Raw genomic sequence first — 21022 nt, forward strand, 5'->3', positions numbered from 1 at the left:
CCGCAGCGCTATGCGCTTGCCATGGACACAAATAGTTGGTTGCGGGGGCCGGATTTGAACCGACGACCTTCGGGTTATGAGCCCGACGAGCTACCGAGCTGCTCCACCCCGCGTCCGAGGTCGCCCATAATAGGCGCCAACGCTGAGATTGCAAGTAAATATCCTAAAAAAAGTTTATTCGGGGATTAAACCGTCACATACTGCGCTCTTTTGCAACAAATCGCAGTTTTTTCAGGCAGCTAGCGATCTCTCGCCCCTCAGGCCCCTCCCCGCCTTGCCCCTCTTTGCCATAAAAAAAGCCCGCACGACAAGGTGCGGGCGGAAGGATGCGCCGGGATCAGGCCAGCTGGTGCAACACGCTGGTCGCCGCAATCTGGGCGATGATGAGGCCGCACAGGGTCACGGAGACCACCACGGGGGCCGTCTCCTGCTGACGGTAGATGGGGCTGAACCAGAGCAGCAGGGCTGCGACCAGCAGGCCGGCCTGGGTCACTACCCCGGGGATCAGCGGGTCGAGCCCGGCGCTGCTCCCCTGCCAACCCACCAGCACCGCCAGCCAGATAAGACTCAGGATGGCGGAGACGAGCCCCGCCAGGGGCAGCAGCAGATTGAAGGCTTGCAGGCGGTGGCGGGCACGCAGCAGCATCAGGTGGGCAAAGGCCGACCCCAGCAGCACCATCTGCAGCAGGCCGCCGAGCCAGCCCTGGATCTGCATCAGACCCAGCCCGTAGAGGGCGAGCGGCATGGCGGGCAACCACAGCAGGGTGGCGGGGATGGCGCGCTTGCCCTCCAGGCGAGACTGGACTAGGGAGAGCACGATACCGAGCACCAGGGCGGCCCCCCCGCTCCAGATGAGCCAGCCCGCAACCTTGGCCTCCACCGCCAGCATCAGAGAGAGCCCGGTGATCACCCAGACCGAGAAGAGCTGGGTAGTGATCCGCGAGCGCTGGCCCGGGCAGAGATCCCCGCGCCACAGGACGAGCCCCACGGCGATCAGGGCCCCCAGGGCCATCAGACCGGTCAGGGGAAAGAGCCAAAAAGGAAGTTGGACGAACATAGGGTCTCCGGCAGCAGTCCGGGTGCGGGTGCACCCATCACAGGGTAAGGAAGGACAAGAGGCAGGGAGTATATCCAAACTCCCTCCGTCTTCCCAACGTCGCCGGTCAGCTTTGTCCCCGGGCAAGGGCAACCACCCGGGCAAACATCTGCTTGAGCACAGGGGGAATGTGCTCGCTGCCGAGGCGCTCCGCCTCCTCCACCACCGCCAGGGCCATGCCTGGCTTGCTGCGATGGTGGATCGCCTTGGCGATGATGCGCCCGGCGTTGAGGGTGGAGCGCCCCCCGACCCCCGCCTCGCGCCGGAACACCCCCTCGAACCCGTTCTGGTAGAGGTAGTGCTCTATGTCTGCCGCCGGCAACTGGGTCAGCCGATCCCGCTCGCGCTCCCCCTTGAGCAGGGAGCGGGCGGAGCTCGCATACTTGGCGCCCGCCTCGTCACCGTCGGTGAGCAGGTGCCACTCTATGCCAAAGTCCCGGGCCACCTTGATGAGGGGAGCCTGGCCGCACTGGGCGAACTCGATGATGCGCACCCCCTCCGCCCGCAGGCTGTAGCCGCAGATCTGGGCCAGCTCCGAGAGCAGCCAGATCTCGGTCTCCCCTTCCACCAGCAGCCAGCAGCGGGCAAACATCGACATGGGCCTGTTGATGCGCACATGGAAGGCAATCTTGCGCAGATCGTCGCTGCTGTAGCGCTCCCCTCCCAACTGATGGCAGAGGATGTCCTGCTGGCGGCGTACCAGACGACGCACCTGATTGAGGGGCAAGGAGGAGAGCAGGTCCCCCGAGTTGGTGGTGAGCAGCTTCTGGCCGGGCAACTGCTCCAGCAGACCCCAGGCCAGGGCCAGCATGGTGGGATGCAGGCGGCTCTCTGGGTCTTCCAGCATCAATATGGGTCTGGCCCCCTCCTCCAGCTCCCGGTTGCCCCGGGCGTGGAGCAGCATGGCCGCCATGCCCGCCATGGCCAGTTGCAGCGCCCGGTTATCCGCATTGCGCAGCAGCACCTGCAGGTTGCCGGGATTGCGCAGGGTCATGGGGCGATTGACGATATCCCGCTGGCTGCGAGGCTTGTGCTTGATGGGCGCCAGGGCGCTGAAGTAGTGCTCCATCAACTGCTGCACCGCCTGCAGCGCCTCCTTGAGTTCTGGCTCGCCGATGCGCTGGGGCTCGTCGGTGAGCTTGCCGGCCAGCTCGTCCAGCCGCTGCTCGCACAGATCCCCCCAGGGCAGCCGCTCGATGCCCTCCCGGGCGGTACGGGCATCCCGCAGCCTGAACACCGGGTTCATGGTAATGAGCAGACGCACCAGCGCCTCATTGTTGTCGATGGCCAGGCTCTTGCCGATGCCGTCGAGAAAGTCGTGGGTGGTGAGCACGCTGCCATCGTCCTGCAACTCGGCGCTGGCACGATAATGCACCCGGTGGAACTTGTCCTTGTGGGGGATCCAGGCCGCCCCGAGGCGGGCCAGACGGCGTGAGTGCTGGCACATCTGGGGACGATACTCGCTGAAGGTGAGCACCAGTTGCAGCGTGCGCGAGGGTTCGAGCTCGGGATCTTCGGGCCGGTGAAAATCATCCTGACCAAATTGATAGGGCTCGGCATCCCCCAGTAGACACCAGAGGGCCCGCAGCAGGCTGGATTTGCCCCAGGCGTTTTCGCCGATGAGCACAGTGGTGTTGTCCAGCCCGAGGGAGAGGCGATTTATTCCGCGAAAACCTTTGACTTCAATGCGTTCCAGAAACATGCGGCCATATCCAGTCCATCCTGATGGCGCAATAGTGGCAAAGTTGCCGGAAAAATCCTATCGGGTAACGGCGTTTTCAGCGGGAACTGTGAGGAACGAGCGGTTCGGGCGGCGTCGGCTGGGTGGCGCGATAGAGGGGGGCATTCCAGTGGTTGAACCAGAGATGGCGAGTGCGGGTCTGACGTTTGCGATGATTCAATGGGCATTCCTTTCAATGGACAAGAGACAGAGGGTACACCTCTTTTGCCCAGAGTCTCAGGGTTATCTGTGACAGGAGAATGACAACTGGGCTCGCCACTGGCCCGGGCTCAGGCCGAACGCCTCCCGAAAACGGTTACCAAAATGGGCCTGGGAGGAGAAGCCGCACTGGGCGGCGATGCTGGCCAGAGGCTCGCTTCCCGCCAGCAACTGCTTGGCCCGCTTGAGCCGCAGCCCGAGCAGGTAGCGGTGGGGCGGACAGCCCAGGCTCTGCCCGAACATCCGGGCGAAGTGGTATTCGCTCAGACCCGCCTCCCGGGCGAGCTCTCCCAGAGTGATCGGCTCGGCCAGGTGAGCCTGCAGATACTCCTGCACCCGGCGCACCACGGCCGGGGCCAGGCCGCCGCGCACCTCCGGCAGCGCCGGGGCCTCGCGGGTGTGATGGCGATAGGCGTGCAACATCAGCATCCAGGTACCGTGGGAGAGCGCCATGCGATCGATGCCGTGCTGCCAGTCCAGCTTCATCAATTGCCCCTGCACCAGGGCCGCCGCCTGGGGATCGTCGATGAAGGTCTTGTCTTCCAGTTGCAGATGACGCCCCTCCTTGTCGCACGCTTGCTCGGCGATACGGGTGAAGTGGGCGGGGGTGAAGTAGAGGTGGAAGAAGCGAAACTCCTCGCGCACCAGCCACTCGGACCTGTGGTGATCCGGCATGATGCACACCTTGCCGGCACCGCCATGGCCACCGGGGCCGTCCAGCCGCTCGGTCTGCTCGCCCCCCTGCAGGTAGACGCTGATGGTGTGGTTGCCCGGCTTGTGGTAGCGGGTCTGATCGTAGCGGTTGCACCAGCTCGCCACCCCGAGTCCGGGCTCCAGCCAGCAGGAGTCCTCCAGCCTGGCACCGGTGCTCACCAGGGCATCAAAGACCCCTGCCTGTCTTGTCTGCTGCATGGCATGCTGCACGCTTGCGTCCCTCTCTGGCACTTGCCGCCCCTTTCCTGTCGCCATCTTATCGCGCCTCATGGTCAAAGGCTGCGCCTCCGTTGAAAAAACCGCAAGATGGTGCAAGCCGGCCCCCCGCCTCACGGTTCATGCTGATCACATCATCTTCTCTTGATGGGATCACACCATGAATCTGATGCTCTATGTTTCCACCATCCTCATCTGGGGCAGCACCTGGATTGCCATCGCCTGGCAGCTCGGCCCCATCCCCATCGAGGTCTCGGTGCTCTATCGTTTCGCCCTGGCGGCCCTGGCCCTGTTCGCCCTGCTCACGGTGAGCGGCAAGTTTCCGCGCCTGCCCTGGGCGGGCCAGCGTTATGCTGCCCTGCTCGGTGCGTTGCTCTTTTCCACCAACTTCCTCTGTTTCTACCACGCCACCCTCTATATCCCGAGCGGCCTGTCGGCGGTGATTTTCGCCAGCGCCAGCATCTTCAACGGCCTCAATCTCTGGCTGTTCGAAGGTAAACGACCGGGCCTGCGTTGGCTGCAAGGATCGTTGCTGGGGCTGCTTGGCACCCTGCTGCTCTTCTGGCCGGTGCTGGCGGATGCGCAACTGGGTGCAAACGGCTGGAAGGGCTTGCTCTTTGCCTGCGCCGGCACTCTCTGCTTCTCCCTGGGCAACCTGGTCTCCGCCCGGGGACAGCGCCAGGGCTATCACGTATTACAGATGGTACCCTGGGGCATGGTCTACGGCGTGGCGCTGCTGCTGGGCTGGGTCACGGTACTCGGTCAGTCACTCACCCTGCCCACCGACCCGCGCTACCTCGCCGCCATGGTCTATCTGGCCATCTTCGGCTCCGTCATAGCCTTCACCGCCTACCTCACCCTGGTGGGGCGCATCGGTGCCAGCAAGGCGGCCTACGCCACCGTGCTCTTCCCCCTGGTGGCCCTCACCCTCTCCACCTTCTATGAAGGCTTTGTCTGGCAGACGGTCTCCATCGTCGGCGTGGTGGTGAGCCTCATCGGCAACCTGGTGATCTTCGCGCCCCCCGTCAAGGCGTGGCGCTGGCCGCTATCAAGGGCCGCAAACGGTACTTGCCCCTGATGCCACCAGCCCCTAAGGTAACCGCGTCCAACACACGAGGAGGGAGGACGCATGTTACTGGAAGGGCTGGAGACACTCTGCCTGCTGGCAAGCGAGGGCACCATGGCCAAGGTTGCAAGCCGCCTCTATATCAGTCAGTCGGCGGTCAGCAAGCGCATCGCCCAGCTGGAGCAGCGCCTTGGCAAGAAGCTCATCGAGCCGGATGGCCGTCATATCCGCCTCACTCCCCAGGCCCGTGAACTGCTCGCCCGGGTAGCCCCGAGCCTCGCCGAAATGAAGGGGGTGCTGGCGGACAGCCAGATCCTCACGGATCAGACCCCTCTGTCCATCGCCTGCTCCGAAACCCTGCTGGCGGGCTACCTCGCCCGCTTCATGCACACCTACCTTGAACGGGATCCCCACATTGCCCTCTCTACCCACCACACCCCGGTCATTCTGGCCCGGGTGCGCGGCGGGGATGCCCTGCTCGGGATCTGCGCCGGTCGCCTGCCGCCGGGCCATGGGCTGTGTGCCGAACGGCTGCTGGAGGAGCCCTTCTATCTGGTGGGGGACGCTCTGGATGAGGCGGCGCAGCCGGATCACCAGAGCGCCTTGCAAGAAACTGTGACCAGCAAGCAACTGACTGAAGGCGACGTGAGTCAGGGGATGCAGGGCAAGGTGCGCAAGATCCTGACCATGGATCTGGAGAACCCCTCCAACCGCTATCTGCGCGAGCCCCTGGCCGCCCTCGGGCTTATCCCCGCCATGGAGCTCGATTCCTACCTGGCGCTGATCGAACTGGCCAAGGCAGGCATTGGCCCCGTGCTCCTGCCCGCCGGCCTGCTGGCGTTGGTGGGTGAGCAGGGGACACAGGCACGCCCCCTGCCGGGACTGGGCCGCCCGCTCCACCTGGTCTATCGGCCAAACAGCCTCAAGCGCGATCGCATTGCCCGCCTGGTGCAAGCGCTGCAAGCCCATTTCCGGCAACTATCGGCACTGGGCTGAAACGCAAGAGGGCCCGATCTGCGATCGGGCCCTCGTCATGGGGGTACCGGCTCAGCCCAACCAGGCAAAGAGCTCGGGGTACTGGCTCCACACCAGCTTGGCGGACATCACCAGGGAGACGGTCACCAGCAGCGGCTTGATGAGCTTCACCCCTTTCTTGAGCACCAGCTTGGAGCCCATGCGCGCCCCGATGAACTGCCCCAGCGCCATGCACAGCCCCACGCTCCACACCACCTTGCCCCCCAGGGTGAAAAAGAGCAGAGAAGCGATGTTGGAGGTGAAGTTGAGCAGCTTGGTGTGGGCGGTGGCCCGCGCCATGCCAAAGCCCGCCAGGGCCACGAAACCGATGGCAAAAAACGACCCCGTGCCCGGCCCGAAGAAGCCGTCATAAAAGCCCACCCCCCCGCCCACCAGCAGGGCGAACGCCATGGGGGTGAGGCGGCGCTGGCTCTCCGCATCGCTCACCCTGGGGGAGAAGTAGAAGTAGCAGGCAAACGCCATCAGCAGGAAGGGGAGCAGCCGCTCCAGGATGGCGGCATCGATGGTCTGCACCGCCAGAGTGCCGATGGCCGCCCCGATGAAGGTGCAGATGACCGCCGGCCAGATGATGGCCCACTCAAGGAGCCCCTTGCGGGCATAAAACCAGGTGGCGGAGAAGGAACCGAAACTGCTCTGCAACTTGTTGGTGCCAAGCACCAGGGCCGGCGGCATGCCGGTGGCCAGCAGGGCCGGCACCGTCAAGAGTCCCCCGCCCCCGGCGATGGCATCGATAAAGCCGGCGATGAGGGCCACCCCGAACAGGGCGACCAGGGTGAGCAGTTCCAGTTCCATCCATAGACCTCGTGTGATTGGCGGCGCCCGGCATGGCCTGGAGCCTGAAGGAGTCAACAGGTCGCTATCCTAGCGAGGGCGGGCTCATGAAGCCAACGAAACAATGGCAGCCAACTAATTCCTTATTTTCATCAATCAGCCCGCGAGAGGGCCTGCGCCTTGATAACCGCCAGCCTCTGTAGCAGGGGCGCTTCATCCGCACCGGGCGCACGGCTTACCCGGCCAGCCATGTAGCGGCTACTGATGAGGATTAATCCAGAGCGCGGCTCTGGCCCTTGATGGCCTCCAGCCCCTCCAGCAGGGGCGCTTCATCCTCACCGGGCGCACGGCTTACCCGGCCAGCCATGTAGCGGCTGCTGATGAGGATTAATCCAGAGCGCGGCTCTGGCCCTTGATGGCCTCCAGCCCCTCCAGCATGGGCCCTTCATCAGCACCGGGTGCACGGCTAACCCGGCCAGCCATGTAGCGGCTGCTGAAGAGATTGAACCAGAGCTGCAGCGCCTGTCCCGCCCGCAGCTCCCCGGCCACTTCCAGCACGCAGGCGGCCACCTCGGCGGTGCACAGGTGCTCGTCGCTGTGGGCGACGCGCATGCCGTAGGTAGAGAGCGCATCCGGCTTGATGGCGAGCACCGGGAAGCCGTCCAGATAGGGACTCTTGTTGAACATCTTGCGCGCCTCGGGCCAGGTGCCGTCCAGCAGGATGAACAGCGGCTTCTTGCCGGGGGCCAGTACCACCTCGCCGGTCAGGCGGTCGGGCGCTTTCTCGCAGGCGGGAAAGACCACGTAGGGCTGCCAGGCGGGATCCGCCAGCAGGGCCAGCAGCTCGGGATGGGGTTCGGTACGCGACCAGAGAAAGGCCCAGGTGGAGTCCGGCAGCACGTCGGCGATGAGGCGCCCGGTGTTGGAGGGCTTCATGGGCTCGCTGTCATACATCATGAGGCAGAAACCGGCCTCGGCCTTGAGCGCCGGGCGCCAGTCGCAGGCACACCAGTCGTGGCGCAGCTGGCAGGCATCACAGCGTGGCACGCTGCCGCCACGGGCAAGAAAGGGTCGGGTCGAGACGCTCTTGCGCCAGATGCGCAGGCGGTTGACGGCGTGATCGGGGATGGGCTTCATGGAACGCGGCTCTGACGGTGCCTGTGGCGGGACAAAAGGGGGCTGATTGTAACGGCGCGCCCTCCTGGCGGCAAGGCTTGCCGGGCGGCGCCCTGCCCCCTTCCCTCCCCGCGCTCTGCCCGCTTCCCCCCATGAAAAAAGGGGCCCTGAGGCCCCTACTCACCATCCGTTGCAACCGGGTCTGGCGACATCAGACCGACTTTCGCAGGATCTGCTCCAGATAGTGCGCGAAGCTGTGGCCGTGGTGCTCCAGCAGTTTCGGGAACATGGAGATGGAGGTCATGCCCGGGAAGGTGTTGATCTCGTTGAGCAAAATCTCCCCCTCTTCGGTCAGGAAGAAGTCGATGCGCGACAGATGAGTCAGCTTGAGCTGACGGAACGCCTTCAAGGCGTACTCGTGGATGGCATCGGCCTGGGCCTGAGTCAGCCCCTCGGCCTTGAGCGCGGTCTCGGTGTGACTGGCGCTGCTGTACTTCTCTTCATAGGTGTAGAACTTGTCCTGGGGTACGCAGATCTCCCCCGGATAGGTGGCCACCAGCTCGTCACCATACTGGTAGACCGCCACTTCCAGCTCGCGGGGCTTGACTGCTTTTTCGATCAATACCTGCTCGGAGTAACCGAAGGCATCGGCAATGCCCTTCACCAGATCTGCCTCGTTGCTGGCGGAGTAGCAACCCACGGAAGAGCCCTGGGAAGCCGCCTTGATGAAGACCTTGCCCCACTTGGCCAGCGCCGCTTTCGCCTCGGTCAGGCTCGCCTCGCCCTGCTCGGTCAGGAACAGGTAGGGGGTATTGGGGATGCCGATGGCGGTGAGCCACAGCTTGGTGGTGATCTTGTTGAAGCACACCTTGCTCGCCTCGGCGTCACAACCCAGATAAGGCAGGCCGGCCAGCTCGAGGAAGGATTGCAGATCGCCGGTCTCACCGGGATAACCGTGGATGCAGGGCACCACGTAGTCCACCGGACGGGCCACGCTGTCGAACGAGAGCAGCTTGTCCAGCCCCAGCTTGCACTCGCGACCGTCGGCGCTGAGCCAGCGGTCGGCAAACATCTCGACCCGGGTCACTTCGATGCCGGGCAGGAGCCCGAGCTGTTTTTCGAGGAAATTGGCGCTGCGCAGCGAGACTTCGTGCTCGGAGCCGCCACCGCCGCACAGCAGCAAGACATGCATGTTCTTCATTAGATGTGATCCCTTGGGAGAAGTGGCTTCGTCATCACCATGTCAAACCCAACCGCATGAAAACCGGACGAAGCCAGAAACGAACATAAGTGCGGGCAGTGTAGCAAGGGAGGGGAAGCCTTGTCAGCCGATGGGGCGCACCTCCCCCTGCCCGGGCAGATAAAAGTCTCTTCCTGTGTCAGAAACAGGATGAAATGCGCTCAGCGGGGGGGATCGACCCGCCCGGCGCCATTGCCGTTGACCCGAAACCAGCCGGCAATGCTGTAGCGCTCCCGGCTTGCGGGCAGCACCTCGTGGGGAAACTCTTCAGACAGGAAGAGCACCAGCCGCCCGCCCCGGGGGGAGACATCCATCAGAAACTGCTCGCAGTCGTCATAGACCCGCAATATTCCCCCCGCCTCTGGCTGCCAGTCGTTGTTCAGGTAGAACACCGAGGTGAGCCGGCGGTTGGATCGCCCGGCGAAGGCGTCGCGATGGGTGGCGTAGAAGTCTCCCTGACGGTAGCGGGCAAAGTGGGCCTCGTAGTCGAACAGCCCCAGCATCAGGCTGCGATTGGCGGCCAGACGCAGGGACTCCATCCGGGCCAGATAGTCGGCCACCGGCGCGCCGAGGGAGGCGTCGAGCCAGTGGATCTGATCCCGACGGATATCGCGGTTGTCCTGATGCAGGGTCTCGCGCCCGATCCCCGCCGGTCGCCACTCGTCCGGCAGGCAGGCCTTGAGGGCATCCACCTCGGCGGCGGTTAAAAAATCATCCACTATCACCCAACCCCGGGTGTAGATGGCATCCATGACGGCTTGATAGTCCAAGATAGGCTCGCAGCGAGGGGAGAGAGTGCGCTTTGTAGCGACTTCGGACCATCGGCACAAACCGGATTGCTTCTCTTGAGAAGTCCCGCCATCAATAGGAGTCTGGGGGGAACAGACGCCCTCCCCCTTGCTCCCCGGCCCTCGGCCCGTTAACGTGCAAGGATTGTCCCCGGGCGCCTTGTCGCCCCTCTTGCATCAGGAGAAACCATGCCCCTGCCCCTCATCCCCCTGCAACGACTCGATGGCACGGCCTGGTCCACCGCCGATCTGCAGGGCCGTGTCGTGCTAGTGGTCAACGTGGCAAGCCGCTGCGGTTTTACCCCCCAATACACCGGGCTTGAGGCCCTCTATCGCCAGTTCGGCCCCCAAGGCTTCGAGATCCTGGGCTTTCCCTGCGATCAGTTCGGCCATCAGGAGCCGGGCGATGCCGAGGAGATCGCCCGCTTCTGCTCGCTCGACTACCCTGTCAGCTTCCCCCTGATGGCCAAGTGCGAGGTCAACGGCGCCGGGGCCCACCCCCTCTATCGCTGGCTCAAGGAGCAAAAGCCCGGACTCCTTGGCAGCGAGGCCATCAAGTGGAACTTCACCAAGTTCCTGATTGACCGTGAAGGCCGGGTGGTGGACCGCTTCGCCCCCCAGACCAGGCCGGAGGATCTGGTGCAGGCCATCGAGGGACTGCTCTGACGGGCGTGCGCCGAGGCCAGGGGGGCCCCTCTTAGCGCCCCCTGGCCTTTCCCTGCCGGGATGGCCGTGGCAACCCTGCTCGCGACACGGCTGCTGCGCGTGCGCCTCGCATCTGCTATATTACGCGCCCACTGTCTCTTGTGCGGTCGCTTTGCCGGGCTCAGGCCCAGCCTCGATGGCGGCCCACCCTATTTTCCATGTCGTGACGGACCAAGGCTGCCGTCACCCGTTGAGCCCAAGGCTCGGAGTGTCCCTCGAACATGTCATTCAATGAACTGGGTCTGTCACCGCACATCCTGCGGGCCGTCAAGGAGCTGGGTTACGAACAACCCACCCCCATCCAGCAGCAAGCCATTCCCGCCATCCTGGCCGGGCAGGACGTGCTGGGCGGCGCCCAGACAGGCACGGGCAAGACGGCCGGTTTCACCCTGCCCATGCTTCATCGACTGCTGGCCAACCACGGCCGTGGCGGTCGTCGCCAGGTGCGAGCACTGGTGCTGACCCCGACCCGGGAGCTGGCCGCCCAGGTGGGCGAGAGCATCATCAAATATGCCCACCACCTGCCGTTTCGTACCCTGATCGCCTATGGCGGCGTCAGCATCAAGCCGAACCTGGACGCCATCAAGCTCGGGGTCGACATCCTGGTCGCCACACCGGGCCGCCTGCTGGATCTGCTGACCCAGGGCGCCCTGACCCTGAGCGCCCTCGAGGTGCTGGTGCTGGATGAAGCGGACAGAATGCTCGACATGGGGTTCATCACCGACATTCGCCGCATCATGAAGGCCCTGCCGGAGGAGCGTCAGACCCTGCTCTTCTCCGCCACCTTCTCCAATGACATCAAGGCGCTGGCGGACGATCTGCTCAAGGATCCCACCCTCATCGAGGTGGATCCCAGCAACACCGCCGCCGAGCAGGTAAGCCAGCGCATCATCCAGGTCGATCGGGAACGCCGCCGGGAGATGCTCTCCCACATGATTGGCCGTGGCAACTGGCAGCGGGTGCTGGTGTTCGTGCGCACCAAGCAGATTGCCGACAGGCTCGCCCAGCAGATGCAGAAAGATGGCCTGGATACGGTCGCCATCCACGGTGACAAGAGCCAGGGGGCCCGCAACCGGGCGCTGGCGGATTTTCGTGAAGGCAAGGTGCGGGTGCTGGTTGCCACCGACATCGCCGCTCGCGGCCTGGACATCGATCAACTGCCCCACGTGATCAACTTCGAGCTGCCCCAGATGGCGGAGGATTACATCCACCGCATCGGCCGCACCGGCCGCGCCGGCCGTGGCGGCGAGGCCATCTCTCTGGTGAGCCAGGACGAGCTGGGTCAGCTCAAGGAGATCGAGGCGCTGATCGGCCAATCCCTGACCGTGGAGATCCTGGAAGGATACGAGCCGAGCGGCAAGCCGAGCCGCCAGACCCTGCCGGGCAGCAAGCCGGTGCAAAACCCGCCCCGCGCCCGTGGCCATGCCAACGCCAAGGGCAAACCCGCCGCCGGGAAAGGCAAGGGGGATGGCGCCAAGAAGCCGGCTCAGCCTGCGCAAAACAAGTCCCGCAAGCGGGAAGTAGTGGGCGAGGACATCGGTTTCGCCCCCATGCGCCGTCTGCCCAAGGCCCAGCGGGGCGACTATCAGGACAACTCCAACGAGGAGTGAGACGGTGCGAGCCCTGCGTCCTGAACAACAAAAAACCGCCCGAGGGCGGTTTTTTCATGCTCTAGCGCCCTTAACCGGCGGCCAAGGCCATGTGCAGCAGCGGATAGGGCTTGCCCTGGCCATCCAGGGGGGAGCGCCCCGTCACCTCGAAGCCCAGGTGCTGGTAGAAGCCGACAGCCTGGGCATTCTGTTCGTTGACGTCCACGCGAGTCGCCCCCAGACAACGGATGGCGTGGTCCACCAGCTGGCGGCCGACCCCGCCCCCTCTCGCCTCGGGAGCGATGAACAGCATCTCGATATTGCCCTCAGCCACCCCGATAAAACCGACGATCACGCCATCCTGCCTGGCGCAATAAAGGCGCACGGCATCGAAATAGTGTTCGAGGATGAGAGGCTTGAGGGTGGCGATGTCTTCCTCTTGCAGGAAGTGATGGGTAGCGCGTACCGAGGCCTCCCAGAGAGCGATCAGGGCCGGGTAATCCCCGGTTTGTGCTGGTTCTATCTTCATGAATTGTTGGCTCAATTTATGGCAAAAGCGCCGATGCTAAGCCTTGGGGCCGAACCTCGTCAAGGTGCAGCCCTGGGCCTCTGCCTGCTTGATGACAAACCCCTTCTCGATGCCCGCCTTGAAGCCCAGCTTCTCATAGAGGCGATGGGCTTCATCGCGCCCTTCCCCCGAGAGCAGCATCACCTTGTAGCCATCCAGCCCCCAGGCCAGGGAGAGCGCCTGTTCAAGCACCTTCTGGCTCAGCCCCTGGCGTCGGAACGCAGAGGCCGTTACCACGTGCTCTATGATGCCAAAGGGCCTGCCGCCGTTGCTCAGGGTCGGGATCACACCGAGCTGGCAGGTGGCGGCGAGCTCACCGCCCACCTTCGCCACGATGATCCGCACCTCGGGCCTGGCCAGCAGGCTCGCGAGCGTCTCCCTCGCCATGGAAAGCGGCATCACGGGATCCCGTGGTCTGAGCTCGGCGTAAAGGCTGAGCAAGCCGCCAGATCCTGCTCCCTGCACTCTCTGATCACCACCATGGCAACCTACCTGATCTGCCACTCCTCTTTCGGCTGATCATGCATGACGCCAGCATGGAGTGTGCGCAGGCATAATAGAGAAAGAAGATGCCTCCCCAGGTTGGGAAGGCATCGCGATCAACGGGTCTTGACCGCCTGGAGCAGGACAGAGACATCGGCGCCAACGCGGCGGGTCGCGATGGCTTCGCGAATGTCGCTCTCGCTGTAGCGACTGGCGGGGTAGACCACCACGCAGGCGGTGTCACCGGGAGCGAGGAAGTGGGTCTCGCCAAAGGGGGTGTAGCGGGTGGCGCCAATGCTGATGAGCGCATGGGCCGGGCGCCCCGCCTGGGCCAGCAGCCCCTGGATATGCTCGGCCGGGCCTTCGTCCTGCTGATGGTTGAACTTGTCGATGGCCCACGCCAGCAACTGACCGTGGAAGTAGCTGTAGTCCACCGCCGCGCTGTCGATCCCGTAGGGGTGCAGCTCCCCGTCCCGCTCCAGATAGCAGGCGATGCGGTAGTCATCGAGCTCGCATCCTGCGGCAAAGTGGGTCAGGGGCAGCAGGTTCGCGGCCAGCCCCTTGCTCTCTTCACCCCAGTTCTTCTTCTCGCTGATCTTTTTGGCATTGGGGCGACGGATGGAGCAGTCGTTGTAGGCGCCAAACGCCTTGGGATGGATGGCCACCACCTGCTCCCCCGCGTACTCCAGCTCGCACCACAGTGCCACCTCGGGTTCAATCTGCACTTTCTCGTCCCCGCTCACCGCCGCCTCCGGCAGGAAGATGGCATCGCCGCTCAGGGGAAAGACCCCGAGCTGGCCGGGATGGTTCGGCACATAGAAGGGGAACAGCGCCTTGGGGGCGACCTTGTCGTCAACCTTGACGGCGACGAAGTCCGCCGCCTCCCCTGCCTGCTCCAGGTGACCGGCGAAGTTGCCCGCCACGCCCAGTCCGATAAAGGGGGGCTGTGAGGTGATCTGCATCTGTGGCTCCACTGGCGCGGCCGGGGCCGCCGCCTCGTTGTCGTTGTTCAGGGCGGAAATACCGCCAAAGAGGGAGCTTATTAGAGCACAGCCCCCGTACGGCGCCCAGCCACCGGGCCACAAGCTGTGCACCAGGGCGGATTTCCCCTCACCATCTGGTCATAAAGTCGGCAGTCGATGCGAAGCTGTGATCCCGATGCTTGGGAGAGCCCGGCACTTTTGCTAGGCTGCCCTATTCATTTGCCGTTCGGGAGCCGTCGCAAGGCCATGGCCACCCACTTTCAGGGGCGCTTCGAGGTGGAGTTCAAATACCGCCTGACGGACAGCGCCGCCTTTGTGCATACCCTCACGGCCCTCAGCCCCGAGGTGATGGTGGCGGACAATCATGAGCAGGACTGCTACTTCGACACGGCAGATGGCGCCCTGGCCCGGGCAGAGAAGAGCCTGATCATCCGCACCATGGCCCCCAGCGGCATCCGGCTCTGGATAGTCAAAGGACCCGGACCCGATCGCTGCGAGGCGGTCAACATCACCGATGCGGGCAAGGCGGCCAGCATGGTGCGCACCCTGGGCTACCAGCCGGTGCTGACCATCGACAAGCGGCGCAGCATCTATTTTCTGGGGGCCTTCCACGTCACGGTGGATCACCTGGCAGGCGTCGGTGATTTTGCCGAGCTCGCCATCATGACTGACGACGAGACCGCCCTGCCCGCCTACCGCGCGCAGTTGCTGGCGCTGGCTAGCCGGCTGGGACTGGCGCCCGAGATGTGGGAAACCCGCTCCTATCGCACCCTGTGCGAGCAGCGAGCCCCCCCTTTGACAAGCGGCAACAAGAGGAATCTGCCCATGATCGACAAACTCGCCTGGCTGACCTTCAAGGAGGGACAACTGCTGTGCGCCCGCTCCCACGGCAAGGACATCTACTACATTCCGGGGGGCAAGCGCGAGCCGGGCGAGAGCGACGAGGCGGCCCTCGTTCGTGAAATCGAGGAAGAGCTCGCGGTCATCCTGAAACCCGACACCCTGGCGTTCGCCTGCGAGTTCAGCGCCCAGGCGGACGGCAAGCCGCAAGGGGTGAATGTCAATCTGCGTTGCTACACGGGGGACGCCGACGGCACGCCCGTCGCCTCGGCGGAGATCGCCGAGCTGCGCTGGCTGGACAGCCGCCACCTGGCCGAAGTCTCCCCCGTCTCCCGCCTGCTGTTCCAGTGGCTGGCAGCGCAGGGACTGATCCATTAAGAGACGGCGCACCTGACCGGATGATAATAGCACCGGCAGGAGAGTCCGCGCCCGAGACGTTAATCCCCCACGTGGGCCAAGAGAGAAGATGAGGACATTCAATGGAGATCCTTGAGGTCGAGAGCACCAGAGGCATCAAACCGGCGCTGATCGCCCTGCTGCAAGATTGCGTGGCCAGCGGTGCCTCGGTGGGCTTTCTGCCTCCCCTGCAGGAAGAGCAGGGGCTGGCGTACTGGCAAGGCATCGAGGGGGAGCTGGCGGATGGAGTGCGCAAGCTCTGGGTGGCGTTTGATCAGCACCATCTGGTGGGCGCCCTGCAGCTCTCCCTGTGCACAAAGGCCAACGGGGGCCACAGGGCCGAAGTGGAAAAGCTGATGGTCCACAGCCAGGCCCGTGGCAAGGGGGTGGGCCGCGCCCTGATGAACGCCATGGAGCAAGGGGCCCGGGACGCCAGGCGTACCTTGCTGGTGCTGGATACCCGGGTCGGCGACGTGGCCTCCAGCCTCTATCGCCAGCTCGGCTATCAGGAGGCCGGCCAGATCCCGGACTTCGCCCGCAATGGGGACGGCACCCTCGCCGCCACCCAGTTCTTCTACAAGCAGCTCTGAGGCAGACGGCCTGGCAAGACCGGACAGCGTGCCGGTCTTGCCCCCTCCAAGGCTCGGCGTACATAGGTTTTTGGTTCAATCAGACTCATCGGCAAGGAGCCATCATGATATTGGAAGTCGCCCATCTGCAGATCATTCCCGGCAAGGCCACTGACTTCGAGCAGGCCTTCGCCCGAGCCCAGCACATCATCAGCGCCATGCCCGGCTACCTGGGCCACCAGTTGCAGCGTGCCCTGGACGATCCCCATCACTACCTGCTGCTGGTGCAGTGGGCGCGGCTGGAAGATCACACCCGGGGGTTCAGGGGCTCCCCCCGGTACCAGGAGTGGAAGGCCCTGCTGCACCACTTCTACGACCCCTTCCCCAGGGTCGAACATTTTCAGGATGCAACACCGATCAGTGCCGCAAGCTGAACCTTGATCAGCTCGTCCCGTCACGGGCTGATCAATGGCGTCAGGCCAGGCGCTCGGCCCTGTGGGCAATCTGCGGCTCGGCAAAGGCGCTCTGGGCCGCGATGAGCTGCAGCTCGTAGGCATTCGCCTCCCAGGTCTGTCTCAGCACCGCATCCACCGCGGCGTTGGTGCGCTCGAAGGCGCTCACCCCATCATATCCCGCCTGCAGGTTGGCCAGCATCAGGGCGCTGATGAGATCCCCCACGCCCACCGGTTGGCGCGCGAAATCGTAAAGGGGACGGGCGATCAGATAGTCTCCCTCGGGGGTGGCAAGCAGCATCTCGAAGCGGCCGGGGACGCTGGCGGCGCGACCCAGGTGCTTGACCAGCACCATCTTCACCCCCTTCTCCAGCAACTGGCGTGCGGCGACCCGGGTCTGGGCCAGGGTTGTCAGATGGACATCGCACAGGGTCTCCAGCTCCAGCAGATTGGGGGCCATGATGTCCGCCACCGGCAGGGCCTGCTCGGTGAGAAAGCGGGTGACGCCCGGGGCGACGATGCACCCCTTCTCCGGATGCCCCATCACGGGATCGCAGAAATAGAGGGCCGCCGGATTGGCTCGTTTCACCGCCGCCACCACCGCCAGGATCTCGTCCCCCTGCTCCGCCGAGCCCAGATAGCCACTTAGCACCGCATCGCAGCGCGCCAGCACCTCGATATTGCAAAGCCCCTGGCACAAGGCGGCAATGTGGCCCGCCGGCATTGCCATTCCCTGCCAACCCGCCTCGTACTGGGTGTGGTTGGAGAACTGCACCGTATTGATGGGCCACACCTCCATGCCGAGACGGCGCATGGGGAACACGGCGGCGCTGTTGCCGGCACAGCCAAACACCACGTGGGACTGGATAGAGAGAATGCGTTTCATCGACACCACCGGACAAGAAGCCTGAGGAAAAGAGGCAATATATCGGATGAAGAGACGGCTCTTCCAGCAATTAACGCCCTGACTCCCTATTTATGCTTCTGCAGGCTTAACCTGCCGCATATTTGACCCCCGCTACCCTGTTTCTGTACAACCCTGGAGCCATCTCCCCGCTGCTGCGGGGTGATAAATGTACTTGTACGTCTCTTGTCTGATGGCATACAAGGTGATTTTTAAACCAGCCATGAACAGTCGGGATCAAGGATGAGGTCCGATGAAAAGGCGCCAGTCGGCAGTCGGCAGTCGGCAGTCGGCAGTCGGCAGTCGGCAGTCGGCAGTCGGCAGTCGCAAAGTAAGGCAACAAGGGCAAGGGTCAAGGAGACGTCGGAAGATCACAGGACAAAGGCGGCCTCCCCTTGCCTGACACCGTGGCAACGGCAAGCCATACGCAGTGGCGACAGCAAGTCACGTCACCAGTGCCGTGACTGCAGCGAGTCGCCAGCAGTCGTCAGAGGGAGCGCGGTGCTTGGGCGTCTCAATCCCGGGCGAAGTGGTAGACCCAGCCTTCGTCCGGTGCCATCTCCTCCGGCAGGTCCACCAGAGCAGGCAGCGAGGTGACGGCCCCTTCGGCCGCATATTGCAGGGCCATCAGGGCGCAGAGCGCGGCATCATAGGGATCCGTTCCAGGGATGAGGATTGCTGGCAGGTGGGGTTGCAGCTCGGGCCGCACAGCAGAGGCTTTGCCCCCCATTTTGGCCAGGGCGGGATAGACCTCCAGCACCGCGCGCCCGGCAGCCCTCGCCCGTTTTGGCACCAGTTGCAGATCCCCGAGGCGCGGCAGCATGGAGAGGGCCAGGGTGGCGTTGTTGCCGAGCCTGTCGAAGGTGGCGGAGAGGGGCTTCTTGCCATAGTGCTGATAGAGCCAGCGCTCGCAATCCCGGTAGGCGTAAGGGTTGTCAATCTCCCGCTGGGGCACGGGAAAGCCGCTCCCCCACCCCGCCAGCAGATCGGCGAGGGCGCGGGGAAAGGCCAGGGGCGCATCGATGCCGAGAGCAAGGCGCGGGCAGGCCAGCACCTGCATCAGCGCCACCTCGTCTTGCAGGGCCGGGCGCAGCAGGGCATCCAGATCCGGCGCGACCCGGGAGCTCAGGCGAAACAGGGGGGAGATCCCGAGCCAGTGCAGACGCGACTCCCGGGCCTGCCAACCCACCACCGCCACCGCCTGGGCATTGCCCTGCCAGCCCCTCACGTCCCAGCCGATGCCGATGGCGTCCATGTGTTCCGTTGTCATGCCCCTGTTACCTCTGTGCAGCCTTGATGGAGCACAGGGTAATGGCTGCCCCTCCTAAAGCAAGGGCAAGTTGGTCCCTAGAAGGATTTCTTGAAGTTGATCAGGGGCAGAATGGGGAAGATGCCGTTCTCGGCGTAGTTGGCCAGGCCAATCTGCAAGCCGTCCAGGTGCTTGGTGGCATTGACGAATCCCAGCTGGAACGTGGTGCGTTCGGCATAGTTGACGAAGCCGACGTTGGCCAGGGCATTGCCCTGGGCGATGTTGACCGCCCCCCAGTTGAGCCCCTTCACATTGTTGGTCAGGTTGACGAAGCCCAGATTGAGGCCGGTATCCTGCCCTTCGTGCCAGTTGACGGCGTTGATGGCGACCCCGCCAAACTGATGGCGCACCCGGCTCGCGCCAAAGAACACACCAAGCTGCAGGCCGGTGAATTGATCCACGTCGGAGAGGGCGAACACCGGCAGATCGATCCCCTTCACCTGGCCGGTGCGGCCGTAGAGGAAGGAAGCCCTTGCCCCTTCCACCTGATTGGACGAGGGCAGGTTGACACCGGGCAGGGAGATCTGGACCGGCGTGCTGGCCTGGGCGACACCGGCGAGGGTCAGGGCACCACAGCCGAGCAGCAGGGCGAACGGTTTCATCGGGGATTCCTTGTGAAGAGGGTGTGGCTCAAGGGTACCAGCGCAGGCCCCGGGGAACGAGACCCCGCCCCCTGCCCTGCGTCACCTCTCGTCTGAACCCGGGGATGGCTCTCTCGGCGGATTGGAAAATTCAAACAGAAACTAACATTTATACCAAAGGTGGATTGGTTGCAGAATTCTCAAACGTGTGTTTGAACAGAGCAAACAACACGTAACACAGGGATGACGTGCTGTACCCGCAAGAAGGGTCGATTGACCCGCAAAAACAGTGTTCTGCCGAACCGGAGACCCATGATGAATATGGACGTGATCAAGAGCTTTACCGAGCAGATGCAAGGCTTTGCCGCTCCCCTCACCCGCTACAACCAGCTGCTGGCCAGCAACATCGAACAGCTGACCCGGTTGCAACTGGCGTCCGCCAATGCCTACGCCGAACTGGGGCTCAACCAGTTGCAGGCCGTCGGCAAGGTGCAGGATGCCCAGAGCCTGGCGGCCCTCGGCACCGTGCAGCTGGAGAGCGCCAGCCAGCTCTCCCGCCAGATGCTGGATGACATCCAGAAGCTCAGCACCCTCGGCCAGCAGTTCAAGGAAGAACTGGATGCCCTGACCGCAGATGGCATCAAGAAGAGCACGGGCAAGGCCTGATAACCCCTGGCTGCCCGTCTTGCGGGCAGCCACATCTCCCCACGACTCGACAGAACGGGCAAGTGCCCGCCCCGGGCGTGGGTGAAGGAGAACACATGAGCCAATCATCTTACGGCCCGCTGTTCGAGGCCCTGGCCCACTACAACGACAAGCTGCTGGCCATGGCCAGAGCCCAGACCGAGCGCACCGCCCAGGCCCTGCTGCAGACCAGTCTGGACGATCTGGGCCAGGTGCTGGAGCAGGGCAGCCAGCAGCCCTGGCAGCTGATCCAGTCCCAGATGAACTGGTGGCAGGATCAGCTCAAGCTGATGCAGCACACCCTGCTCAAGAGTGCAGGCCAGCCGAGCGAGCCGGTGATCACCCAGGATCGCAGCGATCGCCGCTTCAAGGCCGACGCCTGGAGCGAGCAACCCCTCTATGACTACCTCAAGCAATCCTATCTGCTGACCGCAAGACACCTGCTGGCGGCGGTGGATGCCCTGGAGGGCGTGCCCGAGAAGAGCCGGGAGCGACTGCGCTTTTTCACCCGCCAGTACGTCAACGCCATGGCTCCCAGCAACTTCCTGGCCACCAACCCGGAGCTGCTCAAGCTCACCCTGGAGTCCGACGGCCAGAATCTGGTGCGCGGCCTTGCGCTCCTGGCCGAAGATCTGGAGCGCAGCGCCGATCACCTCAACATCCGCCTGACCGACGAGTCCGCCTTCGAGCTCGGCCGGGATCTGGCGACCACCCCGGGCCGGGTAGTGCTGCGCACCTAGCTCTTTGAGCTCATCCAGTACAGCCCGACCACAGCGACGGTGGGCAAGACCCCGGTGCTGGTCGTGCCCCCCTTCATCAACAAGTACTACATCTTGACATCCTCCCCCACCTTAGCGCTTCGCGTCACAGGAGGGGGATTCCCATTACTGGGTGATAGCTGCTCGCGCAGTACCGGGTTCCTGCTTCATCGGGCGGCCTGATTGCACCACGCCTCCACAGGCTAAAACGGCGTGTCCC

Annotated in this window: 21 protein-coding genes, 1 tRNA gene and 5 pseudogenes; 10 read left to right on the forward strand and 17 right to left on the reverse strand. The window is 64.1% G+C overall.

The genetic code is table 11. From position 1 onward, the window contains the following. Positions 1-36 precede the first annotated feature (36 nt). The 5 genes from J9893_RS11310 to J9893_RS11325 all read right to left on the reverse strand — a co-directional run bounded on the left by J9893_RS11310 (position 37) and on the right by J9893_RS11325 (position 3947). A tRNA-Met gene (locus tag J9893_RS11310) sits at positions 37-113 on the reverse strand. A gap of 224 nt (positions 114-337) precedes the next feature. Beyond that, positions 338-1057, reverse strand: coding sequence for a hypothetical protein (locus J9893_RS11315; RefSeq protein WP_010674858.1), 720 nt, complete (start codon positions 1055-1057; stop codon positions 338-340). Between the two features lie 106 nt (positions 1058-1163). Next, on the reverse strand, positions 1164-2798 hold the full coding sequence (locus tag J9893_RS11320; protein WP_039038583.1) for an ATP-dependent endonuclease: 1635 nt from the start codon (positions 2796-2798) through the stop codon (positions 1164-1166). A 76-nt stretch (positions 2799-2874) separates the two neighbouring features. Continuing rightward, positions 2875-2997, reverse strand: coding sequence for a hypothetical protein (locus tag J9893_RS21950; protein WP_256094327.1), 123 nt, complete (start codon positions 2995-2997; stop codon positions 2875-2877). 62 nt (positions 2998-3059) lie between these two features. After that, positions 3060-3947, reverse strand: a complete 888-nt coding sequence (locus tag J9893_RS11325) for an AraC family transcriptional regulator (protein ID WP_113725429.1) — start codon at positions 3945-3947, stop codon at positions 3060-3062. Positions 3948-4125: 178 nt separating this feature from the next. On the opposite strand from J9893_RS11325, the gene J9893_RS11330 reads away from it, so the two are divergent. Further along, on the forward strand, positions 4126-5043 hold the full coding sequence (locus J9893_RS11330) for an EamA family transporter (protein ID WP_069784639.1): 918 nt from the start codon (positions 4126-4128) through the stop codon (positions 5041-5043). Positions 5044-5094: 51 nt separating this feature from the next. Beyond that, positions 5095-6027, forward strand: coding sequence for a LysR family transcriptional regulator (locus J9893_RS11335; RefSeq protein ID WP_069784640.1), 933 nt, complete (start codon positions 5095-5097; stop codon positions 6025-6027). A 51-nt stretch (positions 6028-6078) separates the two neighbouring features. On the opposite strand, the gene J9893_RS11340 is transcribed toward J9893_RS11335, so the two are convergent. The 6 genes and pseudogenes from J9893_RS11340 to J9893_RS11360 all read right to left on the reverse strand — a co-directional run bounded on the left by J9893_RS11340 (position 6079) and on the right by J9893_RS11360 (position 9963). Then, positions 6079-6858, reverse strand: coding sequence for a TSUP family transporter (locus J9893_RS11340; protein WP_010674863.1), 780 nt, complete (start codon positions 6856-6858; stop codon positions 6079-6081). Between the two features lie 131 nt (positions 6859-6989). Continuing rightward, positions 6990-7106 (reverse strand): annotated as a pseudogene (locus J9893_RS21670) (DTW domain-containing protein); the annotation flags it as partial. Between the two features lie 2 nt (positions 7107-7108). Continuing rightward, positions 7109-7222: pseudogene (locus J9893_RS11345) on the reverse strand (DTW domain-containing protein); the annotation flags it as partial. Between the two features lie 2 nt (positions 7223-7224). Next, positions 7225-7974, reverse strand: a complete 750-nt coding sequence (locus J9893_RS11350; RefSeq protein ID WP_069784641.1) for a tRNA-uridine aminocarboxypropyltransferase — start codon at positions 7972-7974, stop codon at positions 7225-7227. A 190-nt stretch (positions 7975-8164) separates the two neighbouring features. After that, positions 8165-9154 carry a D-alanine--D-alanine ligase gene (locus J9893_RS11355; protein WP_069784642.1) on the reverse strand — a complete coding sequence of 330 codons (990 nt, stop codon included), beginning with the start codon at positions 9152-9154 and terminating at the stop codon, positions 8165-8167. Between the two features lie 200 nt (positions 9155-9354). Then, entirely contained in the window at positions 9355-9963 is a 609-nt protein-coding gene (locus J9893_RS11360; protein ID WP_069784643.1) for a 2OG-Fe(II) oxygenase, read from the reverse strand. Between the two features lie 207 nt (positions 9964-10170). On the opposite strand from J9893_RS11360, the gene J9893_RS11365 reads away from it, so the two are divergent. Further along, positions 10171-10647, forward strand: coding sequence for a glutathione peroxidase (locus tag J9893_RS11365; protein ID WP_039038588.1), 477 nt, complete (start codon positions 10171-10173; stop codon positions 10645-10647). Between the two features lie 260 nt (positions 10648-10907). Further along, positions 10908-12296: a DEAD/DEAH box helicase gene (locus J9893_RS11370; RefSeq protein WP_010674869.1), complete on the forward strand. Its 1389-nt coding sequence runs from the start codon at positions 10908-10910 to the stop codon at positions 12294-12296. Between the two features lie 70 nt (positions 12297-12366). Here J9893_RS11370 and J9893_RS11375 read toward each other — a convergent pair whose 3' ends face one another. From J9893_RS11375 to J9893_RS11385, 3 genes and pseudogenes are all read right to left on the reverse strand, one after another. After that, positions 12367-12804, reverse strand: coding sequence for an acetyltransferase (locus J9893_RS11375; protein ID WP_069784644.1), 438 nt, complete (start codon positions 12802-12804; stop codon positions 12367-12369). 36 nt (positions 12805-12840) lie between these two features. Further along, positions 12841-13325: pseudogene (locus J9893_RS11380) on the reverse strand (GNAT family N-acetyltransferase). A 117-nt stretch (positions 13326-13442) separates the two neighbouring features. Continuing rightward, positions 13443-14288: a DUF5718 family protein gene (locus J9893_RS11385; protein WP_210600840.1), complete on the reverse strand. Its 846-nt coding sequence runs from the start codon at positions 14286-14288 to the stop codon at positions 13443-13445. Between the two features lie 267 nt (positions 14289-14555). Here J9893_RS11385 and J9893_RS11390 point away from each other — a divergent pair. The 4 genes and pseudogenes from J9893_RS11390 to J9893_RS11405 all read left to right on the forward strand — a co-directional run. Beyond that, positions 14556-15092: pseudogene (locus J9893_RS11390) on the forward strand (class IV adenylate cyclase); the annotation flags it as partial. Positions 15093-15134: 42 nt separating this feature from the next. Continuing rightward, positions 15135-15527 (forward strand): NUDIX domain-containing protein, encoded by a 393-nt coding sequence (locus J9893_RS11395; protein ID WP_010674874.1) that lies wholly within the window; start codon positions 15135-15137, stop codon positions 15525-15527. A 101-nt stretch (positions 15528-15628) separates the two neighbouring features. Next, on the forward strand, positions 15629-16135 hold the full coding sequence (locus J9893_RS11400) for a GNAT family N-acetyltransferase (RefSeq protein ID WP_010674875.1): 507 nt from the start codon (positions 15629-15631) through the stop codon (positions 16133-16135). A gap of 104 nt (positions 16136-16239) precedes the next feature. Continuing rightward, a complete protein-coding gene (locus J9893_RS11405) occupies positions 16240-16548 on the forward strand; it encodes an antibiotic biosynthesis monooxygenase (protein WP_010674876.1) in 309 nt (102 codons plus the stop codon). Positions 16549-16588: 40 nt separating this feature from the next. Here the strand turns inward: J9893_RS11405 and pdxY are convergent, their stop codons facing one another. From pdxY to J9893_RS11420, 3 genes are all read right to left on the reverse strand, one after another. After that, positions 16589-17452, reverse strand: a complete 864-nt coding sequence (gene pdxY, locus J9893_RS11410) for a pyridoxal kinase PdxY (protein WP_010674877.1) — start codon at positions 17450-17452, stop codon at positions 16589-16591. Between the two features lie 532 nt (positions 17453-17984). Further along, entirely contained in the window at positions 17985-18740 is a 756-nt protein-coding gene (locus J9893_RS11415; protein WP_029314586.1) for a DUF429 domain-containing protein, read from the reverse strand. Positions 18741-18817: 77 nt separating this feature from the next. Continuing rightward, complete coding sequence (locus tag J9893_RS11420; RefSeq protein WP_010674879.1) at positions 18818-19381, reverse strand: hypothetical protein; 564 nt, start codon at positions 19379-19381, stop codon at positions 18818-18820. A gap of 294 nt (positions 19382-19675) precedes the next feature. On the opposite strand from J9893_RS11420, the gene J9893_RS11425 reads away from it, so the two are divergent. Both J9893_RS11425 and J9893_RS11430 read left to right on the forward strand, forming a co-directional pair. Next, positions 19676-20026 carry a phasin family protein gene (locus tag J9893_RS11425; protein ID WP_041211496.1) on the forward strand — a complete coding sequence of 117 codons (351 nt, stop codon included), beginning with the start codon at positions 19676-19678 and terminating at the stop codon, positions 20024-20026. 95 nt (positions 20027-20121) lie between these two features. Continuing rightward, a pseudogene (locus tag J9893_RS11430) lies at positions 20122-20985 on the forward strand (hypothetical protein). Positions 20986-21022: the final 37 nt, after the last annotated feature.

This window comes from Aeromonas sp. MaB10011B (assembly GCF_017939325.1).
Taxonomy (GTDB): domain Bacteria; phylum Pseudomonadota; class Gammaproteobacteria; order Enterobacterales; family Aeromonadaceae; genus Aeromonas; species Aeromonas caviae.

What these genes read in the sequence shown, in the direction of transcription:
- J9893_RS11315 (WP_010674858.1), bottom strand. Translation starts at nt 1,057, where the DNA reads ATGTTCGTCCAACTTCCTTTTTGGCTCTTTCCCCTGACCGGTCTGATG.
- J9893_RS11320 (WP_039038583.1), bottom strand. Translation starts at nt 2,798, where the DNA reads ATGTTTCTGGAACGCATTGAAGTCAAAGGTTTTCGCGGAATAAATCGC.
- J9893_RS11325 (WP_113725429.1), bottom strand. Translation starts at nt 3,947, where the DNA reads ATGCAGCAGACAAGACAGGCAGGGGTCTTTGATGCCCTGGTGAGCACC.
- J9893_RS11330 (WP_069784639.1), top strand. Translation starts at nt 4,126, where the DNA reads ATGAATCTGATGCTCTATGTTTCCACCATCCTCATCTGGGGCAGCACC.
- J9893_RS11335 (WP_069784640.1), top strand. Translation starts at nt 5,095, where the DNA reads ATGTTACTGGAAGGGCTGGAGACACTCTGCCTGCTGGCAAGCGAGGGC.
- J9893_RS11340 (WP_010674863.1), bottom strand. Translation starts at nt 6,858, where the DNA reads ATGGAACTGGAACTGCTCACCCTGGTCGCCCTGTTCGGGGTGGCCCTC.
- J9893_RS11350 (WP_069784641.1), bottom strand. Translation starts at nt 7,974, where the DNA reads ATGAAGCCCATCCCCGATCACGCCGTCAACCGCCTGCGCATCTGGCGC.
- J9893_RS11355 (WP_069784642.1), bottom strand. Translation starts at nt 9,154, where the DNA reads ATGAAGAACATGCATGTCTTGCTGCTGTGCGGCGGTGGCGGCTCCGAG.
- J9893_RS11365 (WP_039038588.1), top strand. Translation starts at nt 10,171, where the DNA reads ATGCCCCTGCCCCTCATCCCCCTGCAACGACTCGATGGCACGGCCTGG.
- J9893_RS11370 (WP_010674869.1), top strand. Translation starts at nt 10,908, where the DNA reads ATGTCATTCAATGAACTGGGTCTGTCACCGCACATCCTGCGGGCCGTC.
- J9893_RS11375 (WP_069784644.1), bottom strand. Translation starts at nt 12,804, where the DNA reads ATGAAGATAGAACCAGCACAAACCGGGGATTACCCGGCCCTGATCGCT.
- J9893_RS11385 (WP_210600840.1), bottom strand. Translation starts at nt 14,288, where the DNA reads ATGCAGATCACCTCACAGCCCCCCTTTATCGGACTGGGCGTGGCGGGC.
- J9893_RS11395 (WP_010674874.1), top strand. Translation starts at nt 15,135, where the DNA reads ATGATCGACAAACTCGCCTGGCTGACCTTCAAGGAGGGACAACTGCTG.
- J9893_RS11400 (WP_010674875.1), top strand. Translation starts at nt 15,629, where the DNA reads ATGGAGATCCTTGAGGTCGAGAGCACCAGAGGCATCAAACCGGCGCTG.
- J9893_RS11405 (WP_010674876.1), top strand. Translation starts at nt 16,240, where the DNA reads ATGATATTGGAAGTCGCCCATCTGCAGATCATTCCCGGCAAGGCCACT.
- pdxY (WP_010674877.1), bottom strand. Translation starts at nt 17,452, where the DNA reads ATGAAACGCATTCTCTCTATCCAGTCCCACGTGGTGTTTGGCTGTGCC.
- J9893_RS11415 (WP_029314586.1), bottom strand. Translation starts at nt 18,740, where the DNA reads ATGACAACGGAACACATGGACGCCATCGGCATCGGCTGGGACGTGAGG.
- J9893_RS11420 (WP_010674879.1), bottom strand. Translation starts at nt 19,381, where the DNA reads ATGAAACCGTTCGCCCTGCTGCTCGGCTGTGGTGCCCTGACCCTCGCC.
- J9893_RS11425 (WP_041211496.1), top strand. Translation starts at nt 19,676, where the DNA reads ATGAATATGGACGTGATCAAGAGCTTTACCGAGCAGATGCAAGGCTTT.